Source organism: Rahnella sp. BIGb0236, from assembly GCF_004364755.1.
Classification (GTDB): Bacteria; Pseudomonadota; Gammaproteobacteria; order Enterobacterales; family Enterobacteriaceae; genus Rahnella; species Rahnella victoriana.
This window is the reverse complement of record NZ_SOAO01000005.1, coordinates 322521-340183: the sequence shown is the minus strand read 5'-3', so window position 1 is coordinate 340183 and position 17663 is coordinate 322521. Positions and strand designations below refer to the sequence as shown.

Below are 17663 nucleotides of genomic sequence, written 5' to 3'. Positions count from 1 at the left end.
TTTTTTTACGTCTGAAGAACGGCGAACGCCGCGATCAGATTTCGTTATTTCGTACCAGATCCGCCACCAGATCGTTCACGCCATCACTCATATTTTTAAACTTGGTCAGCTCGGTGCGGGTTACCACCACGAACACGCCGACACCGCGCTGCGGCACCATCGCGACATACGTGATAAAGCCACCGCCACCGCCGGTTTTCTGGATGATGCGTGGCAATAACGGCGTCGGCGCCATCGTCACCCAGCCCATTCCCAGCGAGTCCGCCATGCCCGGCACATCCATCCCTTTGAGCGAGACCAGATCTGTGCGCTTGTAATACATCTTCTGCGCCATATCCGCCGTGGTGGTGCGCTGCCCGAGGAACTGACGCATCCAGCGACCCATATCCGCAGGCGTGGAATAAAGCCCGCCGCTGCCTGCTGCCGCGATCGTGTTAATGCACGGACTCGGACGCAGGCCGACCATCAGCCGCGAACACTGGCTGGCATTCGGCGTCAGCGTGGTATCGGTCATGCCGAGCGGTTGCGTGATCTGCTCGCGCAGTAATTGGGTATAAGGCTGATTGGCGGCTTTCGACAAGGCATCAGATAGCAGGTCAAACGCCAGATTGGAGTAAGAGGCGCGGGCACCCGGCGGTACGGTCATTTTCGCGACACTCAGCCAGCTCCAGCGGTCACTTTTGGTCGGCCAGGTGAAGACGGCACGGTTCGCCGCACCGCCCGGTTGCTCACGCGGCAGACCGCTGGTGTGCGTCGCCAGATTCAGCAACGTAATCGGATTGGTGCCGCTGTAAGCCGGCACGCGCGCGCCGGCGGGGGCATATTTCCGCAGCGGGTCATTAATACTGACCTTGCCCTGCTGCGCCATTTTCACCAGCACTTCACTGGTGATCAGCTTGGTCAGCGAGGCGATACGCACCACGGAGTCTTCACGCGGACGGATATCGGAACCGGGGCGGGTCTCCCCGAAACTGCGAAATACCTGCTGATTGTTATCAACGACCACCAGCGCCATTCCCATTGCACCGCTGCCGTAAAAGATGTGTTCTGCATGGTCATCCACGACCTGCGACGCCAGACGCGCATTCTGCTGCGCGTGGCTCCATAAAGGCGTACTGGCGAAGGCCAGCGCGAGGAGCGAAAGTGAGAGTTTTTTCAACAAACGGGTATCCATCAACAGGGCAAAATCTCTTCGTGATTTGTATACTAATGCGAAGTTTGAGAAACGGCATCGGAAAAACGCAGGCAAACGGAAGATTTTTGTCAGCAAATTCTCACTGCGTTGCGGAGTATGTCTGTTTTTTCAACACTTAAACCGTACAAGGCGGGATAACTATTGCGTGACCCGCTGGGCTGGGTATAATGCCCACGTTTTCCGCATACTACTTTCAGTGCCGAAGTGGCGAAATCGGTAGACGCAGTTGATTCAAAATCAACCGCCGCAAGGTGTGCCGGTTCGAGTCCGGCCTTCGGCACCATTAGTATGTAAATAGACCTCAACTGAGGTCTTTTTTTATGCCTAAAATCCAGTCCCCGCAAGGCTCCTCTCGCTTTTTCAGTCAACATAAGTCAACCTGATTCAATCTACATCAACTTACTGATGTGGGTACAATTGTGGGTATATCCCGCTTCGATAATGTTTGTACCCACACAGAACCCTTGAAAGGATACTCAACATGGCTCTGAGTGATGTGAAGGTTCGTACAGCCAAGCCTGAAGCTAAAGCGTATAAGCTCACAGATGGCGATGGCATGGTGTTGCTGGTTCATCCTAACGGTTCAAAGTACTGGCGCTTACGTTATCGCTTTGATGGTAAGGAGAAGATGCTGGCGCTGGGTATATACCCAGAAGTAACGCTTGCTGATGCCAGGGCGCGACGTGATGAAGCCCGTAAGCAGTTAGCGAACGGCATTGACCCTAGTGATAAAAAGAAAACAGATAAGAGCGAGCAGGCTGAAACTCGAACATTCAAAGAAGTTGCGATTGAATGGCATGCTACGAATAAGAAGTGGTCGAAGGATCATAGCGCTCGAGTTTTGAAAACACTGGAATACTTTCTTTTCCCGGCTATCGGTAAATACAATATCACTGAGCTTAAGACTCGAGATTTACTGGCACCTATCAAAGCCGTGGAGAAGTCTGGACGTCTTGAGGTGGCTTCGCGTCTGCAACAGCGCACAACAGCAATCATGCGCTATGCCGTACAAAGCGGTTTGACCGACTACAACCCTGCGCAGGAAATGGCTGGTGCCGTCGCTACAGCAAAACGACAACATCGTCCCGCCTTAGAACTTAGCCGTACCCCTGAACTACTTCACCGTATCGACACCTACACCGGCAGACCGCTCACTCGTTTAGCTATAGAAATGACGTTGCTGGTTTTTATCCGTTCAAGTGAACTACGTTTCGCCCGCTGGTCAGAGATCGACTTTGAGACAGCAATGTGGACGATACCGGCAGACCGTGAACCATTAGAAGGCGTTAAACATTCTCACCGTGGTTCAAAGATGCGTACGCCGCATCTGGTACCCCTATCTCGGCAGGCACTTGCAGTCCTTGAGAAAATAAAGCGGCTAAATGGCAATCGAGATTTAATTTTCGTTGGCGATCATGACCCGCGTAAACCGATGAGTGAAAACACGGTGAACAATGCACTCCGGGTGATGGGCTATGACACGAAAGTGGAAGTCTGCGGTCACGGTTTTAGAACCATGGCGTGCAGTTCGTTAATTGAGTCGGGGATTTGGTCTAAGGATGCGGTAGAGCGGCAGATGAGCCATCAGGAGCGTAACTCTGTGCGTGCGTCTTACATTCATAAGGCAGAGCACTTGGATGAACGCAGGCTAATGCTGCAGTGGTGGGCGGATTATCTGGATGCGAATCGGGAGAAAGGGGTGAGTCCGTTTGATTTTGGGAGACATTAAATGGATTTTACTAATCTGATAATAATGAATAGAGAAGATGTTAACTTTGATTAGAAGGAGTTTTCTCACAATGTTTTTTAATTATAATTTATTATCCTACATTTCTTATAAATAGAGTTAAAACTATAATGTGAACTAAAATTTTCAATTGAACTTGCATTATTTTGAAGAGTTTTTTATAAAGTATGTAGTTCCAACTTGTGGAGGAGTATTATGCAAATTTTCGATACGCAGTCTGCTATGGATATTATCTCTCATTCTAATGGAGGGTTTAGTTACGACACTCTCGCTAGAGCATTGATTTCAAAGGGGAATGTGACTAATCCGCAATTTCTTCTCATTGAGTGTAAAAAATTTTGCGATCATCTTGAAACAAGGGGTTTTTTGAAAAAATGCCCACACTTGTTAAATGGGCAGGATGAGTATTTCGAATACATTCATCATTAACTAACTCATCCCTGACATTTTTTCAGGGATGAGTTATGTGTTTCTTGCAACCACCTCTTTTCTGCGATAGCTTTGCTACGGAAAAATTTTTGAGGGTAGGTTGTGAGCCATATCAATTTGATAACGACATGCACGAATGGTAAGCATGGACATAGTTGCAATTCTCTGAATTTAAGTGATTATTCGGCTGGAAAAACGTCAGCGAATGTTCTTATTGATTCTTGGTGTAATGCCTCAAAAGAAGCGCTTGCAAATTCAGCCTTCATTTCTGTTGAAGACCTTTACAAAGGTGGGCATTGGTCTACTGCGCAAACTATCAATAAAGACTATTCAATTGATTTATGGGTTCTTTCTGCTGGGTTTGGACTGCTACATAACAAGGACAAGGTTATTCCATATCGAGCAACCTTCTCCACTGGTTATGCGGAGTCCATCCCATTGTATTCAAACGATTATCCTGCTAAGTCTTTCCATCGAACTTGGTGGAAAGAGATTACAGAAAGATCTCCTTTAAAATCAGAACATGCAACTTCAATAACGATGTTGATGAAAGAGAGACCAAAGGAGTATTTTATCATTTGTGGCTCTCCTGATTATATCAATGCCATTGAACTTGATATCATTAATGGCCTGGAATATTTATATGTGCCAAATAAACAATTTTTAATTATCACTTCGAAAAAAATAAATAATAGATTGGACGATTATTTATTAAAGAGCGATGCGCGAATAGCTGAATTTTTAAAATGTAATATGCTCATGCTAAATATTAGCCTTGCGAAATATGTTATAAGCCATTTTAACGATAATAGAAATGAAGATTTGAGTATCCTTGCTCATGAGATGTCAAAGCAATTCTCTACTCTGCCAGAGCGTACTGTCATTAAGGGTATAAAGCGTAATCCTGAGGAAGTGGAAAAGTATATTTTGACACTTTTACAGCAACAGCCTGAGATGAGTGCCTCAAAAGCTCTGCGGACTTTTCGTGATTCAGGTAACAGTTTTGAAGAGAAACGATTTCGTGTTTTGTTTCAGTCTGTCTCTGCCCGCAATGTGTAATGCCCGGATGGTGGTTTTGTGATAGAATCCCGCGTTTTTTGAAGTCAGGGCAAAGGCGTTACAGGAGAGCAGGTTGTCGAAGCTAAAATACTTTTTTCCGGATAGTCAGGATTTTATTGATCCGAGTTTTGACTTCGTACGGGAAACGCGTAACGAACATCGTGTGCGCCAGCGTGATGACCATTATCCGCACGAGGTTTTCCCTCATCCCTACGATGGCATGCTCGTTTCAAAAGCGGTCGTTGATGGACTGGGTGGTGGTGAAAGCAAATATACACGTGCTCAGCGGTTACGCTATTTCCGCAATGGAATGAAGCATTTCTTTCGTTTGCCAGATAACATGGAGACGATGGGGGACTGTGGTGCTTTTACCTATGTAAATCAATATGTTCCACCTTATCGTGTTGAGGAGGTTATCGAGTTTTACGAGACATCTCGTTTTAATTACGGTGTTTCCCTCGACCATATTGTGTTTGGTTACGAAAAGCCGGGAGAGTCGTTTACAGGAGAAGTCCTTGCTGAGTGCCGTCGTCGCCAGGATATCACGCTTACGCTAGCGCAAGAATTTCTGACAAAGTCTCAGCAGAGTTGTTTCACTCCGTTTGGTGTGGCCCATGGCTGGAGTAAAGACTCTTATCGACAGTCTGCGCAAGCACTCCTGGCGATGGGATATAAGAACATCACCATGGGGGGTATGGTTCCCCTGAAAACGCCTCAAATTCTGGAAACGCTGGAAGAGATAAAACCGCTGCTGAAAAGTGATACTCGTGTTCATCTTCTTGGTATCGCCCGTCCAGAAAGCTTTCTAGACTTTATGCGCTTTGGCGTTACTAGCATTGACTCAACTACACCGCTTCAGCAGGCCTTCAAAGATCGTAAGAATAACTATCATACACCTGAAGGGTCAGCCTACACGGCTGTTCGTGTGCCACAGTTTGATGCGAATCCGAGCCTGAGCCGTAAAATAAAATCAGGCGCTGTAGATCAGGATGTTGCACGACATCTGGAAAAAGATGCGCTGCATGCTTTGTTTGAATACGACAAGGGAAACCTGCCGCTTTCACAAGTCCTGGAAACAGTAATGGCTTATGAGCGATTGCATGCGGGCGAGAAAGATGCTGAAAAAATGCGTGCTGATTATGCGCGTACATTGGGTGATCGCCCCTGGAAGCAGTGTCCGTGTAATATCTGTAAGGCTATTGGCATTAATGTCATTATCTTCCGCGGTGCCGAACGTAACCGGCGTCGTGGATTCCACAATATTCAGGTGCTGTACAATCGTTTACAGCGCACATTGTTACAACGCTCAGAGGAACTGTAATGAGTGAGTACCGTGTACCGGCTCTTCGCATTCGCCAGGGTGAGGCAAGACAACTTTACAGCCTCGCCATTGAAGGTAAGGACATTAATAAAATTGCGGCAATATCACGTATTCGTCGCGGTGAAGATAGCCTGATAGGTTATCAACGTCCCGAAGTTCGCAATCATATCCGTGAAATTCAACGCTATATTGAAAGTTCAAATGCAATGATCCCTAATCCAGTCATCATTGCTTTTGATAAACGTGTTCGTTTTGAAGCGTTGGATGCTGAAGGCAATATGGGGTATTTGGTTATCCCTCAGTCTGATGAGGCAGATTTTATTAAACCTGGGTTCATCGTTGATGGCCAACAGCGCACCGCTGCCCTACGTGAAGCCAAAATCGATTCTTTCATGATGCCGGTCTCAGCGTTTATCGCTAACGATGATGAAGAACAACGCGAACAGTTCATGCTGGTGAATTCGACCAAGCCATTACCTAAAACGTTGCTATATGAACTGGCTCCGCATACTCACGGACGTCTGCCATCCGATTTACAGTTGCGTAAGTTTCCTTCTTTACTGACTCAGCGGTTGAATTTCAGTGATGGTCCGCTGGCTGGACGTATTAAAACGGCGACTAACCCTGATGGTGTGATTGCAGATAACTCTATGATCAAAATGATAGACGCCAGCTTGCGTGAAGGTGCGCTTTATCGTTTCAGGGATCCTGCAACAGGTCTGGGCGACGACACGAAGATGGTGCGGTTGTTAAACAACTTTTGGTCTGCTGTGGAGATTGTCTTTACGTCTGACTGGGATAAAAAACCGCGTTACTCGCGCTTACTTCATGGCGTGGGAATTCTTGCCTTAGGTAGCCTGATGGACGAAATCGACCAGGTACATCAGGAATATCATGGTGAGCAAGGATGGACAGAAATTCCTCCTATTACTCGCTTTGTACAAGAATTGAATAAAATTAAAGATCTGTGCGCTTGGAGCAGTGGTTCGTGGAATTTTGGAACGGATATCGATGGCCAGCCTATTATCCGCAAATGGAACGAATTGCAGAATCTCTCTAAGGATATTACGTTGATCACCAACTACCTTGTAACTAACTACATCAAGCAAGTTAGCTAGCGCCGATATTAAAATTTCCTGAAAAAATACACCCTGCGTTGGAAAATGCAGGGTTTTTTTTGTCCCGAAAATGGTTCAAAACCATAAGTTCTTTTGTTGTAAGTTTTTAATAAAACGAAAAACCTTATAGCAATTTGTTCTATCTAAAAATTTACAACAAATGATTAACTTTCTTGACAGTTGTCAGGAAGGGCAGCAATGTATGACATTATCCTTATGGTTAATAGTGTTATGCCGTCTTTTATATAAAAAATAAAATATATTATTTTTCAATAACTTAAGAAATTATGTTATTAATGGTAAAAAATTATGGATAGAAAAATACCCCTGGTTGCAGGCGATCTCGTTAACTCGCCTTATGGAATTGGCAGACTTATTAGCCTTAACCATGATGATGCGCTTATTCAGTATTTTGACTCCCCAGCAAATTATGAAGGTTTAGAGCAAACTTTTGAAATAAAATATCTTAAGAAAGCTGAACTCTATGCAGAAAGTCTGGTTTATCGTTATGACTATGAACTTGCCCATTGGCAGTTGGCGCGTGTTGTTGGTGCTATTCCGGGCGGCGTACGTTTGCACTTTCCTAATAAACTGCAGGAAGACGTCAGTTTAAATGACATTTTTGTACGCTGGGATCGTCCTATCTGCGATGCTGCGACACTTCTGTCTGAGCGTATAACCTATACCCCCTTCTGGCAGGATGCCCGCCTGGCTTATCAGCATCAAATGCTGAAACAGCGCAATGCCTGTGCGGGAATAACCTCTGCTTTGTCATCTAGTATCGAACTTGAGCCTTACCAACTGGCCGTCGCACGCCGGGTGTTATCTGACCCTATCCAACGCTATCTGCTGGCAGATGAGGTAGGCCTGGGGAAAACCATCGAAGCTGGGTTAATCGTGCGCCAACACGTCACGGAAAATCAGTTCACCCACAGCGTGGTGATCGTGGCACCCAAAGTTCTTCACCGCCAGTGGCAGCAGGAACTTTCCGCACGTTTTCACCTTGAAGAATTGCTGAATGAGTCGATCCATATTATTGATATGGCTACCTTTAGCATGGAAAACCCCTTGCCGTTTCGACCCGATATGCTGGTGATTGATGAAGCTCATCGGGTCGGAGCCTGGGCATGGGACGCCGAGCATGAACAGCAATACGCTGGCGTGAACCAACTGGCGCAGCAAAGCGAAAAACTGCTGCTGCTGTCGGCGACTCCTGTCACCGGTAATGAAAAGAACTTCCTAGCCATGTTGCATCTGCTGGATGCCAAAAATTATCCGCTGACAGAGACTGGCTTGCAGATATTTCAGCAGCGTATCCAGCAGCGTGAAGAGATAGGCTCACTCTTCTACGCGTTTAATTGTGATAACGACAATATGACGCTGGAAGAGAATCTGGAAGCGTTAACCAGCATGTTTCCAGAGGATGATACCTTGAATGTGCTGGCTACACAGTTGCTACCCCATTTCGACGTAATGCAGCCTAAGCGGAGTGAGGCGCGCGATCTGTTGATCAATAAAATCCGCCACTACATAGGTAACCGCTACCGGCTGCACCATCGTCTGCTGCGCAACCGTCGCAGTAATCCCAGTATCAACTTATTGATGCCTGGCTTATCTGGGCTGTCGCTAAAAAAATACACCACGAAGAACGCCAGCAACGACATGATGATTGCCTGGCGGGAATCGGCAGTAATGATGCATTCACAGGACCCGTCGCTGTCAGCAATTTATCAGTTACTGTTTGAGGCCGCTATTGCTACGCCAGAACTGTTGGCCCGACTCGCAACCTGTCGTTTACAACAGGTACCATTGAGCGCTGCGGAGGGATTCCTTTACAGCGAACCCCAACTCGCACTGTTGCAATACCCTCTGTTTGACGGCGAGCAGGATATCCTCTCAGAACTGATAGACCGCTGCAATTTTGAGCGTGACAGCAAGCGTCAGCGTTTAACTGAGGTATTGGAAACCCTTCTGGGCAGTAACGCCAGAGAACTCCCTTATGTTGTGGTGTTCTGCGATCAGCCATGGGTAGCAGACCAGGTCTTTACCGAGTTGATGATGCCGTTTATTGGCAAAATTCAGCGTCATAATCCCGATAAAGAAGTGCGCTTTGGCAAGGGAAGCAAATGCCAGATTCTGGTGTGCGACCGTCGGGCCGAAGAAGGTGTCAATCTGCATGGTGGGCGAAAAATTGCCTTAAATTACGATTTGTTACTGTCTCCCAACCGTATGGAGCAGCGCCTTGGTCGTTTGAATCGCTACTGCGCCAATGAGAATGCTACCAAGATCCTTAGCATGGCGCTGGTGAGTGAAGCAGAGGATCTGCAAAATCAGTGGCTGAATATTCTCAATGAAGTATTCAACGTCTTTGAAGAGTCAATTGCCAGCCTACAGTATGTCATTGATGAGGAACTACAATGGCTTGGTGAAAATCTTTACTCGTTGGGTGAAGAGAGCATGATGCAACTTAGCGAGCGTCTGACAGGTGAAGATGGCCGCCTGGTAGTGGAAAAGCAGCGAATCGAAATGCAGGAAGTCCTGTTGCAAATCGACGGCGATATCATCGAGGCTCAAGAATATGCGGATGCTTTGACGGAGATTGACGAAAATGAAAAAGAATTCCGTCTCTGCGCACGTGAATTAATTAGCCAGGTGTTCAAATTCGATTTTATCCGTGATGAAGAAATCACGGCAGCTTTCCGTTACCGCTATAACCCAGGGGACTGGAAAACAGGCACCTTAGTCAGCTCGCCGCGTTTACAAAAACACTGCCTGTTGGGTTTTGATCTGACTCAATCTGGCGCAAGCTCGCCCGTGACTTGGCCACTGAGTTACAATCGTGCTGATACTACCCAGGGTAAGATCCGCCCGGCGCGTCTTGGAGAACCTTTCCATGATGCCATCCTGCGACTACTGGATTTTGAAGAGCGCGGTATTTCCAGCGCAGTTCTGCGCATTACATCCGGTATGGGTGATGAGCAGAAAATATTTTTCCGCTACGATTTTCTGATTGAAGCTGACGTTAATACCCCGACGCAGCAAAGGTTGGCCGACTATCTGATGCCTCCGGAAACCATGACTTTGTGGCTGAACCAGATCGGTGAGTCGATTGCTGACACTGACGTGTTGACGATATTGAATGAACCCTATTTTCCGAAAGATCGCGGGGGGAAACACCTCAATCTTAATGAACAGCGCTGGGCGCAGATTGCCCACTGTATCAGCGCTAAAGAGTGGCGGACAACATGCCAGGATAGCTACAGCTTCGCACTGAAACTGGCGGTTAAACGATTTGCCTCACAACAGACTCTCAGCCTGAGCCGTCTGAAACATTATCTCAGCAGTGCTGCACTGCACCACTCGGACCAGCAGGATATCGGGCAGACTTTGCGTCAGGGGATTGCGCAGCCGAAAATAACCTGTCTAGCGACGCGGGCGTTACTCATCGCGTCAGAAGCGATATTGCACAAGGCATCGCAAAACGGATGAATATCACGCAATTAATCGATCATTCAGATACTTATCCCGCTCTTAAAGAGTGCCTGCTTCCCGAATCAACAGCCGGACGACTCGATCGCCGGGCGTTGATCCGTGACTGGTTGTTCCGGGAAAAATACGCACACTATGCCGATAGCGAACTGATCGTCCCGGATGACAGGCGCGCCGGTTGGCCAGACCAAGAGGAGTGGGAAGCTTGCGGGATCCGATGTCATCGGATGAGGCAGAGCTTTCTGCTGAGAGCTGGGTCTGCATGGAGTCCGCAGTGGCTTGAACAGGGCGGCATGCCTTTTCTCGCCAGTGACGAGCAGCAAATATGCCGGCAGGATACCCGTATACCTATGGACTATGTCCTGCGTCGTTACTTCAGACAGGACAACTATTCCCATTATCAAGCACCGGGCCAGCGTGATGCGGTACGTCGGGCCCTGTTGGCTCCGCCAGGCAGTACACTGCTGGTGAATTTGCCCACGGGCACTGGGAAGACACTGGTGGCGCAGGCGCTGATGTTGACGGCTCCGCCGCAAGGAGCGCTATGCCTGCTGATTGCTCCGACTACAGCGTTGGTGATGGAGTTGGCTAGCCGTTTCGGGATGTTGCTAACTGAAGCAGGGCATACATCAGAATCTGTCACCGCCTGGTATAGCGGCTTACCGGCACAGGATAAATACGATACTTACGCGCGCGTCCGCGCTGGTGAGCAGAGACTGATTGTCACCTCTCCTGAAGCGACCTGTAGTTCACTGCAGTTCGCATTGTTTGAAGCGGCAAAACACGGGGGCTTGCGTCATGTCATTGTTGATGAAGCACATATTGTCGCCACCTGGGGTAACGGATTTCGTCCGCACTTCCAGCAACTTGGAGGATTGATCCGTGGTCTGAAACGCATCAGCCGTGCAGCCCATCATCCAGCGTGTTCCACACTGTTAATGAGCGCCACCATTACTGAAGCCAGCCGCAAAACCTTGCGCGATACTTTCGACCAGCAGATGACGGAAGTTCACGCCAGCCATCTTCGCCCGGAACCTTCTTACTGGTGTTATCAGGCGACAAACCCCGGCGATAAACGGGATAAAGTACTGGAATCGCTGATACATGCTCCCCGTCCGCTCATCCTCTATGTGACTAAACCAAGCGAGGCAGAAGAGTGGGCGCAGTTGCTGCGGTTGCAGGGGTACCAACGTTTTGCAACATTTACCGGTGATACACCGGAAGATACACGCCAGAGCCTGCTAAAGAAATGGGATAGAAATCAGCTGGATATCATGATTGCTACATCAGCATTCGGCGTAGGCATGGATAAAAACGACGTGCGTACAGTGATCCACGCTACCGTGCCGGAAAACATGGATCGTTTCTATCAGGAAGTCGGGCGTGGTGGTCGCGATGGCTATGCCTGTACCTCGCTGCTGATTTACACCCATCAGGACGTCAGCCAGGCAGAATACCTGTCCTCACAAAAGTTGATTGGTCTTGAGCTGGGGTTGGAACGCTGGAAAAAGCTATGGAGCAGGCATGAATCCGTGGGCGACGGTCTGTATCGTATTGATATAGAGAGGATCCGTAACGGCCTTAATTTTCGTAGCAAAAAAAATAAATTCTGGAACCTACGTACCGTCCTCATGATGGTGCGAGCAGGCGTGTTGGAACTGGATACCGAACTGCAAAACCTACCAGATAAAAGTTTGTTTGTTGATGTAAGACGCTATGAAGCTGCAAAAGAGCAAATCATCCGACAGAACGAGAATTCACTGGTGGTACGCATTCTGATCAGTAACCACACTGGCGAAGAACTGTGGAAAACACGCATTATCCCCTCCCGTGAAAAGACGCTTGAAGCAGCAACGGCTAACCATAATGCGCTAATCAACTGGCTTCAGGCGCCACTGCGAAGGCCACTGTGCGAGACGCTGGTGGATCTCTACTCCCTGACAGAATTTATTCCAGGCCATGCTTGTGGCGGCTGTCCTGCCTGCCGCGATCGTCAGATGCTTAACAGTGGCTATTGGATTCCGTCGCCGTTGTTGTTGAACCCGACAGTATCGGCGGCGCAGCATGCGTTGGGCCGCTGGCAGGCGCTGAGCGGCTTGCCGCACTCAAGTTGCTTCATTACTTACAAACCGGTGATCGACGATGAGTGGGAGCGTGAGGGCTGGTATCAGACCGTGGCGACGCTTCTGGTGCAGTTGCATCGAGCCGGCATTATCCAGCGAGTCAGGGCAGAAAATGAGCTGCTGTACAGTGTGTTCTCCGCTATTCCCCTTGGTGAACGCCTTACCCTGCTGAGCGAAGAGTTACCAGAAAGCCGCGAATCAGTAGCGGATAATGATGTCATGGGTGACCTGGCAGAACTGGTGTTGCCGGCGTCAGAGGCGTGCCGCAAAGGCTATCTGCCGCCGTTCAGCCCGGCGCCGTTACAACTGACGCTTATCCCCCATGATATGCCTGATCCCTGTCACTCCGGCGGGGCGCATTACGTTCACCTCGATAATCACAATTGGATCACCCTCGAACAACTTCAAAGGAAACTAGACTGTGTCGATTATCAATAACGCCCACGGCGGCAGTCAGTATGCCGTCTTGGTCGCATTCTATCAGGTGCTGAAAGTCAGCCCAAAAAACACGTTACCTCGTGAAAAACTGATGTCGCTCTGCGCACCGGCAGCGTTGCAAACCGGCGATTCAGAAAATGCGAGCGGGAAAGCGCCAAAAGAACTAAATGCGTGGTTAGACTTAGGATTACTAAAGGAAGAATCCGGTAGCAATACAACTGAAATCAGCCTCAATGCTAGCTATTTCAGCACAAAAGATATGCCTCTGCGCCAAGCCGCACGCCGTTGCTTACAGGCCGTGGAGAACAACCGAGATTTAAACTCACGCGATGAACGAGCCGTCGATCTCACCCTTCTGGCTGCATTAGTGCTGGCACTGGATGTCTATCAGAATGGCGAAATTAGCTCGAGCAACCTTGAAGTTTTGGTTAGCACGTTCATGCCTGACTTTCGTATCAACAGTAATGAGGTTGCTGTGGTGCCTAGCTATCTCAGTTGGCTGGGGTTTGCTCAGCAATTGACCCGTGACCGTTACGCTATTGACCCCACCGAAGCAATCCGTGAAGAGCTTACATTTCTGATGCAACCCGGTGAGCAGGTGTCTATTGGCGAAGTGTTGCAACGCCTGAATCAGGCACTGCCGGTACTGGATGGAGGTAGTTACCGCAAGCAGGTCGAGGACCGTATCAGTGTGGGTGGCTGGCAACCGCTTAGCTCTGATCACCTGTCGACATCGCTGTCGCGTGCACTGCTGCGTCTTCAACTCGGCGGAATAATCAATATGAAGGCGGAGTCTGATGCCAGCGGCGCAATGCAGTTAATTGGAAGAAAAGGGAGGGTGCTGCGTACCGTAACCCACCTCACCTTGACACGTAAAGGAGCCAACTGATGCTACAACTACATAGCTATTGGCCCCGCGAAGAGAATGTTACCGCCTGTATTCTGACAGAAGCAGAGTCGCTCGCCGACAGTCAATTGCTGGCGGTACATGAGCCAATGCGCCTTGATTGCGTCGAATTTCACACTCGTAAGGCCAAACAAGTGGGCGAGGGAGCATTGCTGGATTTCCTGCTCAAGCACAATCGTCCGTTGCCGTTGATTGGTGCCTCCGGCGTGGGGAAATCTCACCTGGTGCGCTGGGTCCATGCACAGCTCAAACGTCGGGAAGATCGCGCGAAGTACCACATCATCCGCATTCCGAAAAATGCTTCGCTGCCGCGCGTACTCACCACCATCCTTGAAGGTCTTGAAGGTGAGGAGTACCAGAGGATCCGCGAGAAGGTTAACGGTGTCGGGCAGTTGCTGATCCCTGAAAATGTTGCGGAACATATTGCTCTCAAACTGCGTCAGGCGCTTAACGCTGCGTTCGCAGCAGTCCCGGAGGAGCTTCAGTCTGCGCAGATGGGAAAAATTCAGCTGGACGAAAGCAGAAAACAGCAGTTGAAAGATATCCAGCAACACGCAGCATCAACCTGTCTGCCCGCGCTGTTTTTTGACAGTGTGATGACTCAATATTTCACTGCCCCTGGTGCCTGCCTGAACAATATCGCACTGCGTTTCTGCCGGGGTGCTGACAACGACAGTATTGCAAACCTGCGCTATGTAATGTCTGCGGAGGACTTCACCTTTAGCGGCCTGAATCTCAGGCAGGTTTCACCGGCAGTTCTGCCCTATCTAGTCAATCAGCAGTTACTTACCAGTGATGAAAAAAAACAAGCAGCGGCTCGGGTTGTCAACGAAGTGATCCCACAGGCACTGGGAGACACCTTCGGAGAACTGTTCAGCTTTAACCGGGCCAGCTTCCAGGAACTGATGCGCTTGATCCGCAGTCAGTTGCTGGCAGAAGGCCGGAGCCTGATCTTACTTGTGGAAGATTTGGCTGCCACTTCAGCGATTGAGGATGTGCTGATCGACTGCCTGCTGGAAGAAGAAGAGTACGAAGGCAAAAAGGTGTTGTGTACCCTGAACTCGATTATTGCAGTCACAGAGGGCCACGACAGCTTTAAACGCCACCGCAATACGCTGGGTACGCGTGCCCGCTATGAATGGGTTATCCAGCAGCAGTACGCCACCGAAAGCGATGTCGCACTGAAAAAACGCGTCGTCGACTTCTGCGGACGTTATCTTAACGCCGCCCGACACGGCGCTGATGCACTGGAAAACTATCACCACCAGCAGGATAGCCAGCGCTATAGGGATATTCCGGTATGGCAGGATCAGGAAGTGCTGGAGAACGAATCCGCCGCGCCCGTACTGGCCAGTTTTGGTTGCAGCAGTTATGGACACCCGCTGTTTCCATTTAACTCGGCAGCCATCGGAAAGCTGGTTGAGCGCCACTGTCAGGATAAAGAGCACGGGCTGGTTTTTGTCCCGCGCAACATACTGAATGCTATCCTTCGCGAACCACTGAGACACTATCGCCAGAGCTATCTTGATGGTCAGTTCCCGCCGTCAGGATACGAAGATATTATTTGCGGGCAGGAACTGCAGCAGTGGGTGAGGTTATCCGGTGTCAGCCAGCCCGAACGGGTCAATTCACTATTGGCCATTTGGGGGGGCAATAGTGCAAATTTAGTGGGGCTGACGCCAGCCATGTGTGCAGAGTTTGGCCTGCAGCAGGCGGCAGAACTTCTGGGTGATGTTCCGCCACCACCAGATGAGGGCGGTGAAGAACCTCCATCACCAGATAAGGGCGGTGAAGAGCCACCACCACCACTGTCTGGTGAACCGCAAGCCATTCAGGAATGGAAAGCTGTGCTGGAAAAATGGAACCAGGGCAACGTGCTCGATCAAACCAGAGCGCGTGATATCCGTAAATGGCTCCTTGAAGCGTTGATTGCGCGCATTGACTGGTCATCCGAGCTAATCCAGACCCCGCTTACAGCCAGCTCAGCAAAAACTCAGGGAAGGATCCACTTACCCCGCGTGCTGGTGGGTAACCAGTCACGCCCGCTGGTGACACTTGGAGATACTCCCGAGTTGTACAGCGCCTGTCTTGCAATGGTGCGTTTCGACTACTACCAGAATTGGAATTTCGACGAGAGTGAGATCGACTACGCCGCATTCCATAACTTTGTTGAGCGTATTGAAACAGAAGTAAAATTCACCGTTTTGCAGGAAGAACGCGAGGAGCTTTCCAATATTGTCAAAGACCTGCAGTTAAGTGGTGCATTTCTCGGTCAGGATGGATTGTCGTCTCCCGTCTCGACCACGTTGGTGCAAGCTCTGTTAACGGAACAGCAACCCACAGACAATAGTCATCCACTGCTGGACGAATTTTTAACTCAGGCTCGTGCTAGCGTGATTGTCGAACACCGGAACCTTCGCGATCGTTTAATCGCTCTGACTGCGGCGAAAAAGTCGGGCGCCCAGCCCTATGCCATTAACGGATTAATGCTGGTAGAAGCTGCCAAGAGCCAGCAAATCGTCGCCGGGAAACCGGGTAAGATCCACGAAGTCAAAAACAAACTGAATGACTATCGTACGCTGCTATTAAAGACTCAGGAGGGCATAACTGAACGCCTGAGTGACGGCAATAGCGCCAATCTGGCAACGATGAATATATGCGATACGATGAAGGACCTCATCGAACTGGCAAACAGAGTAGACGCCGTCCGCCCGGTAGGTGAAACAGTGCCCGTTCTGCTGAACCTGTTGAGGGGCTGGAAAGAGTCGGAGCTCAAAAACCTGATCAGACAGTTGGAGAAGCTGACGTTGCCGGCCGATAACCCTCAGGTGCTGATGAAAGAAATCCTCGCTGTCAACGGCAAGCAATACGAGGCATTTCGGCTGCTGCTGGAAGCCTGGAGCAAGTTTGAAGATGCCACCGGCAACTATCTGCAGCAGCGTCACCACGATGAGGGAGGCGAACAGATTGAAGGTGCCGAAAACGAGATCGCACAGACCCTGACCAAGCTAACTGAGCAGTTAACGCAACTGGAGAAGAACTTAGCATGAGTGAAGCAAGTATCAGTGAAGCGGTAACAGCCAGCGCGCCGGAAGAAATCAGCGTTTTTGCACGGCGCAGCAGCGAATTCAAAGTGCGGCTTGAGCGCCATCAGCAACTGGAAAAAGCTCAGGAGATACGCGACAGCTTGCTGCAGGTGGCGAGAAAAATCGATTTGCCGGTGAGAAAGCTAGCGCAGATCCTCACCAGCTATTTGCTGTTGCGAGAAGTCTGCGATAGCGAGAGTGGTGAACCTATTGTTAGCTTGTTTGACCGCGAAAAATTTGGCCATCCACAGGCCTCGCTGGCGGCCTTTCTTCAGCAGTACGAGGTATATGCATACGATGTTGCTCAAGCTCAGGAATTGGCGCTGTTGATCCAGGAAATTGAGCGCTTAACCAATGAACTCAGCGATCATACTACCACTGCCTGGCGCAATTACACCCGCACGTTAAAAGCGCAGTGGGAAGTGGATCAGAAGCTGTTCAGTACTTTGGCACATCAGAAAGAACAACGAAAAGCACAACAGCAATATAGCGACCTTGCCGCTTTGTTCACCAACAATTGCCGTGGATTGCCCAAAAACCGTGAGGAATTTGAGGCGGTGCTCGCACTGCATGAGCAACTCAGCGTGCAGCGCGAGGCGCTCAATCTGGATGTGCCGGAAGAAGTCAATCTCTTCCTTAAAGCTGTGGCCGGGCAAGGTGCTTCGCTCAATATGCTGACGCCCAACGTGCTAAGTTGGTTGGCCAACGAAGATGACCCGACGCGCTATTGTATTAAACGCCTGTAAGGAGC

Annotated in this window: 11 protein-coding genes and 1 tRNA gene; 11 read left to right on the top strand and 1 reads right to left on the bottom strand. The window is 49.4% G+C overall.

All coding sequences use genetic code 11. The features are described from left to right. Positions 1-34: 34 nt before the first annotated feature. Complete coding sequence (gene ampH / locus EDF78_RS13170) at positions 35-1174, bottom strand: D-alanyl-D-alanine-carboxypeptidase/endopeptidase AmpH (RefSeq protein WP_119822453.1); 1140 nt, start codon at positions 1172-1174, stop codon at positions 35-37. 219 nt (positions 1175-1393) lie between these two features. Here ampH and EDF78_RS13165 point away from each other — a divergent pair. From EDF78_RS13165 to EDF78_RS13115, 11 genes are all read left to right on the top strand, one after another. After that, a tRNA-Leu gene (locus EDF78_RS13165) sits at positions 1394-1478 on the top strand. A 198-nt stretch (positions 1479-1676) separates the two neighbouring features. Beyond that, positions 1677-2924 (top strand): integrase arm-type DNA-binding domain-containing protein, encoded by a 1248-nt coding sequence (locus EDF78_RS13160; RefSeq protein ID WP_133823258.1) that lies wholly within the window; start codon positions 1677-1679, stop codon positions 2922-2924. 213 nt (positions 2925-3137) lie between these two features. Continuing rightward, on the top strand, positions 3138-3371 hold the full coding sequence (locus EDF78_RS13155; protein ID WP_133823257.1) for a hypothetical protein: 234 nt from the start codon (positions 3138-3140) through the stop codon (positions 3369-3371). Between the two features lie 102 nt (positions 3372-3473). After that, positions 3474-4430, top strand: a complete 957-nt coding sequence (locus tag EDF78_RS13150) for a hypothetical protein (protein WP_133823256.1) — start codon at positions 3474-3476, stop codon at positions 4428-4430. 73 nt (positions 4431-4503) lie between these two features. Continuing rightward, positions 4504-5751, top strand: coding sequence for a tRNA-guanine transglycosylase DpdA (gene dpdA / locus EDF78_RS13145; RefSeq protein ID WP_133823255.1), 1248 nt, complete (start codon positions 4504-4506; stop codon positions 5749-5751). Continuing rightward, positions 5751-6869, top strand: a complete 1119-nt coding sequence (dbpB, locus tag EDF78_RS13140) for a DGQHR domain-containing protein DpdB (RefSeq protein ID WP_133823254.1) — start codon at positions 5751-5753, stop codon at positions 6867-6869. The genes dpdA and dbpB overlap by 1 nt, the downstream gene beginning before the upstream one ends. 309 nt (positions 6870-7178) lie before the next feature. After that, entirely contained in the window at positions 7179-10358 is a 3180-nt protein-coding gene (dpdE, locus tag EDF78_RS13135) for a protein DpdE (protein WP_133823253.1), read from the top strand. Continuing rightward, positions 10355-12919 (top strand): protein DpdF, encoded by a 2565-nt coding sequence (gene dpdF / locus EDF78_RS13130; RefSeq protein ID WP_133823252.1) that lies wholly within the window; start codon positions 10355-10357, stop codon positions 12917-12919. Before dpdE ends, dpdF begins: the two co-directional genes overlap by 4 nt. Continuing rightward, positions 12903-13808 (top strand): protein DpdG, encoded by a 906-nt coding sequence (gene dpdG, locus EDF78_RS13125; protein WP_133823251.1) that lies wholly within the window; start codon positions 12903-12905, stop codon positions 13806-13808. Before dpdF ends, dpdG begins: the two co-directional genes overlap by 17 nt. Continuing rightward, positions 13808-16876 (top strand): protein DpdH, encoded by a 3069-nt coding sequence (dpdH, locus tag EDF78_RS13120; RefSeq protein WP_133823250.1) that lies wholly within the window; start codon positions 13808-13810, stop codon positions 16874-16876. Before dpdG ends, dpdH begins: the two co-directional genes overlap by 1 nt. Next, positions 16873-17658, top strand: coding sequence for a hypothetical protein (locus EDF78_RS13115; RefSeq protein ID WP_133823249.1), 786 nt, complete (start codon positions 16873-16875; stop codon positions 17656-17658). Before dpdH ends, EDF78_RS13115 begins: the two co-directional genes overlap by 4 nt. Positions 17659-17663: the final 5 nt, after the last annotated feature.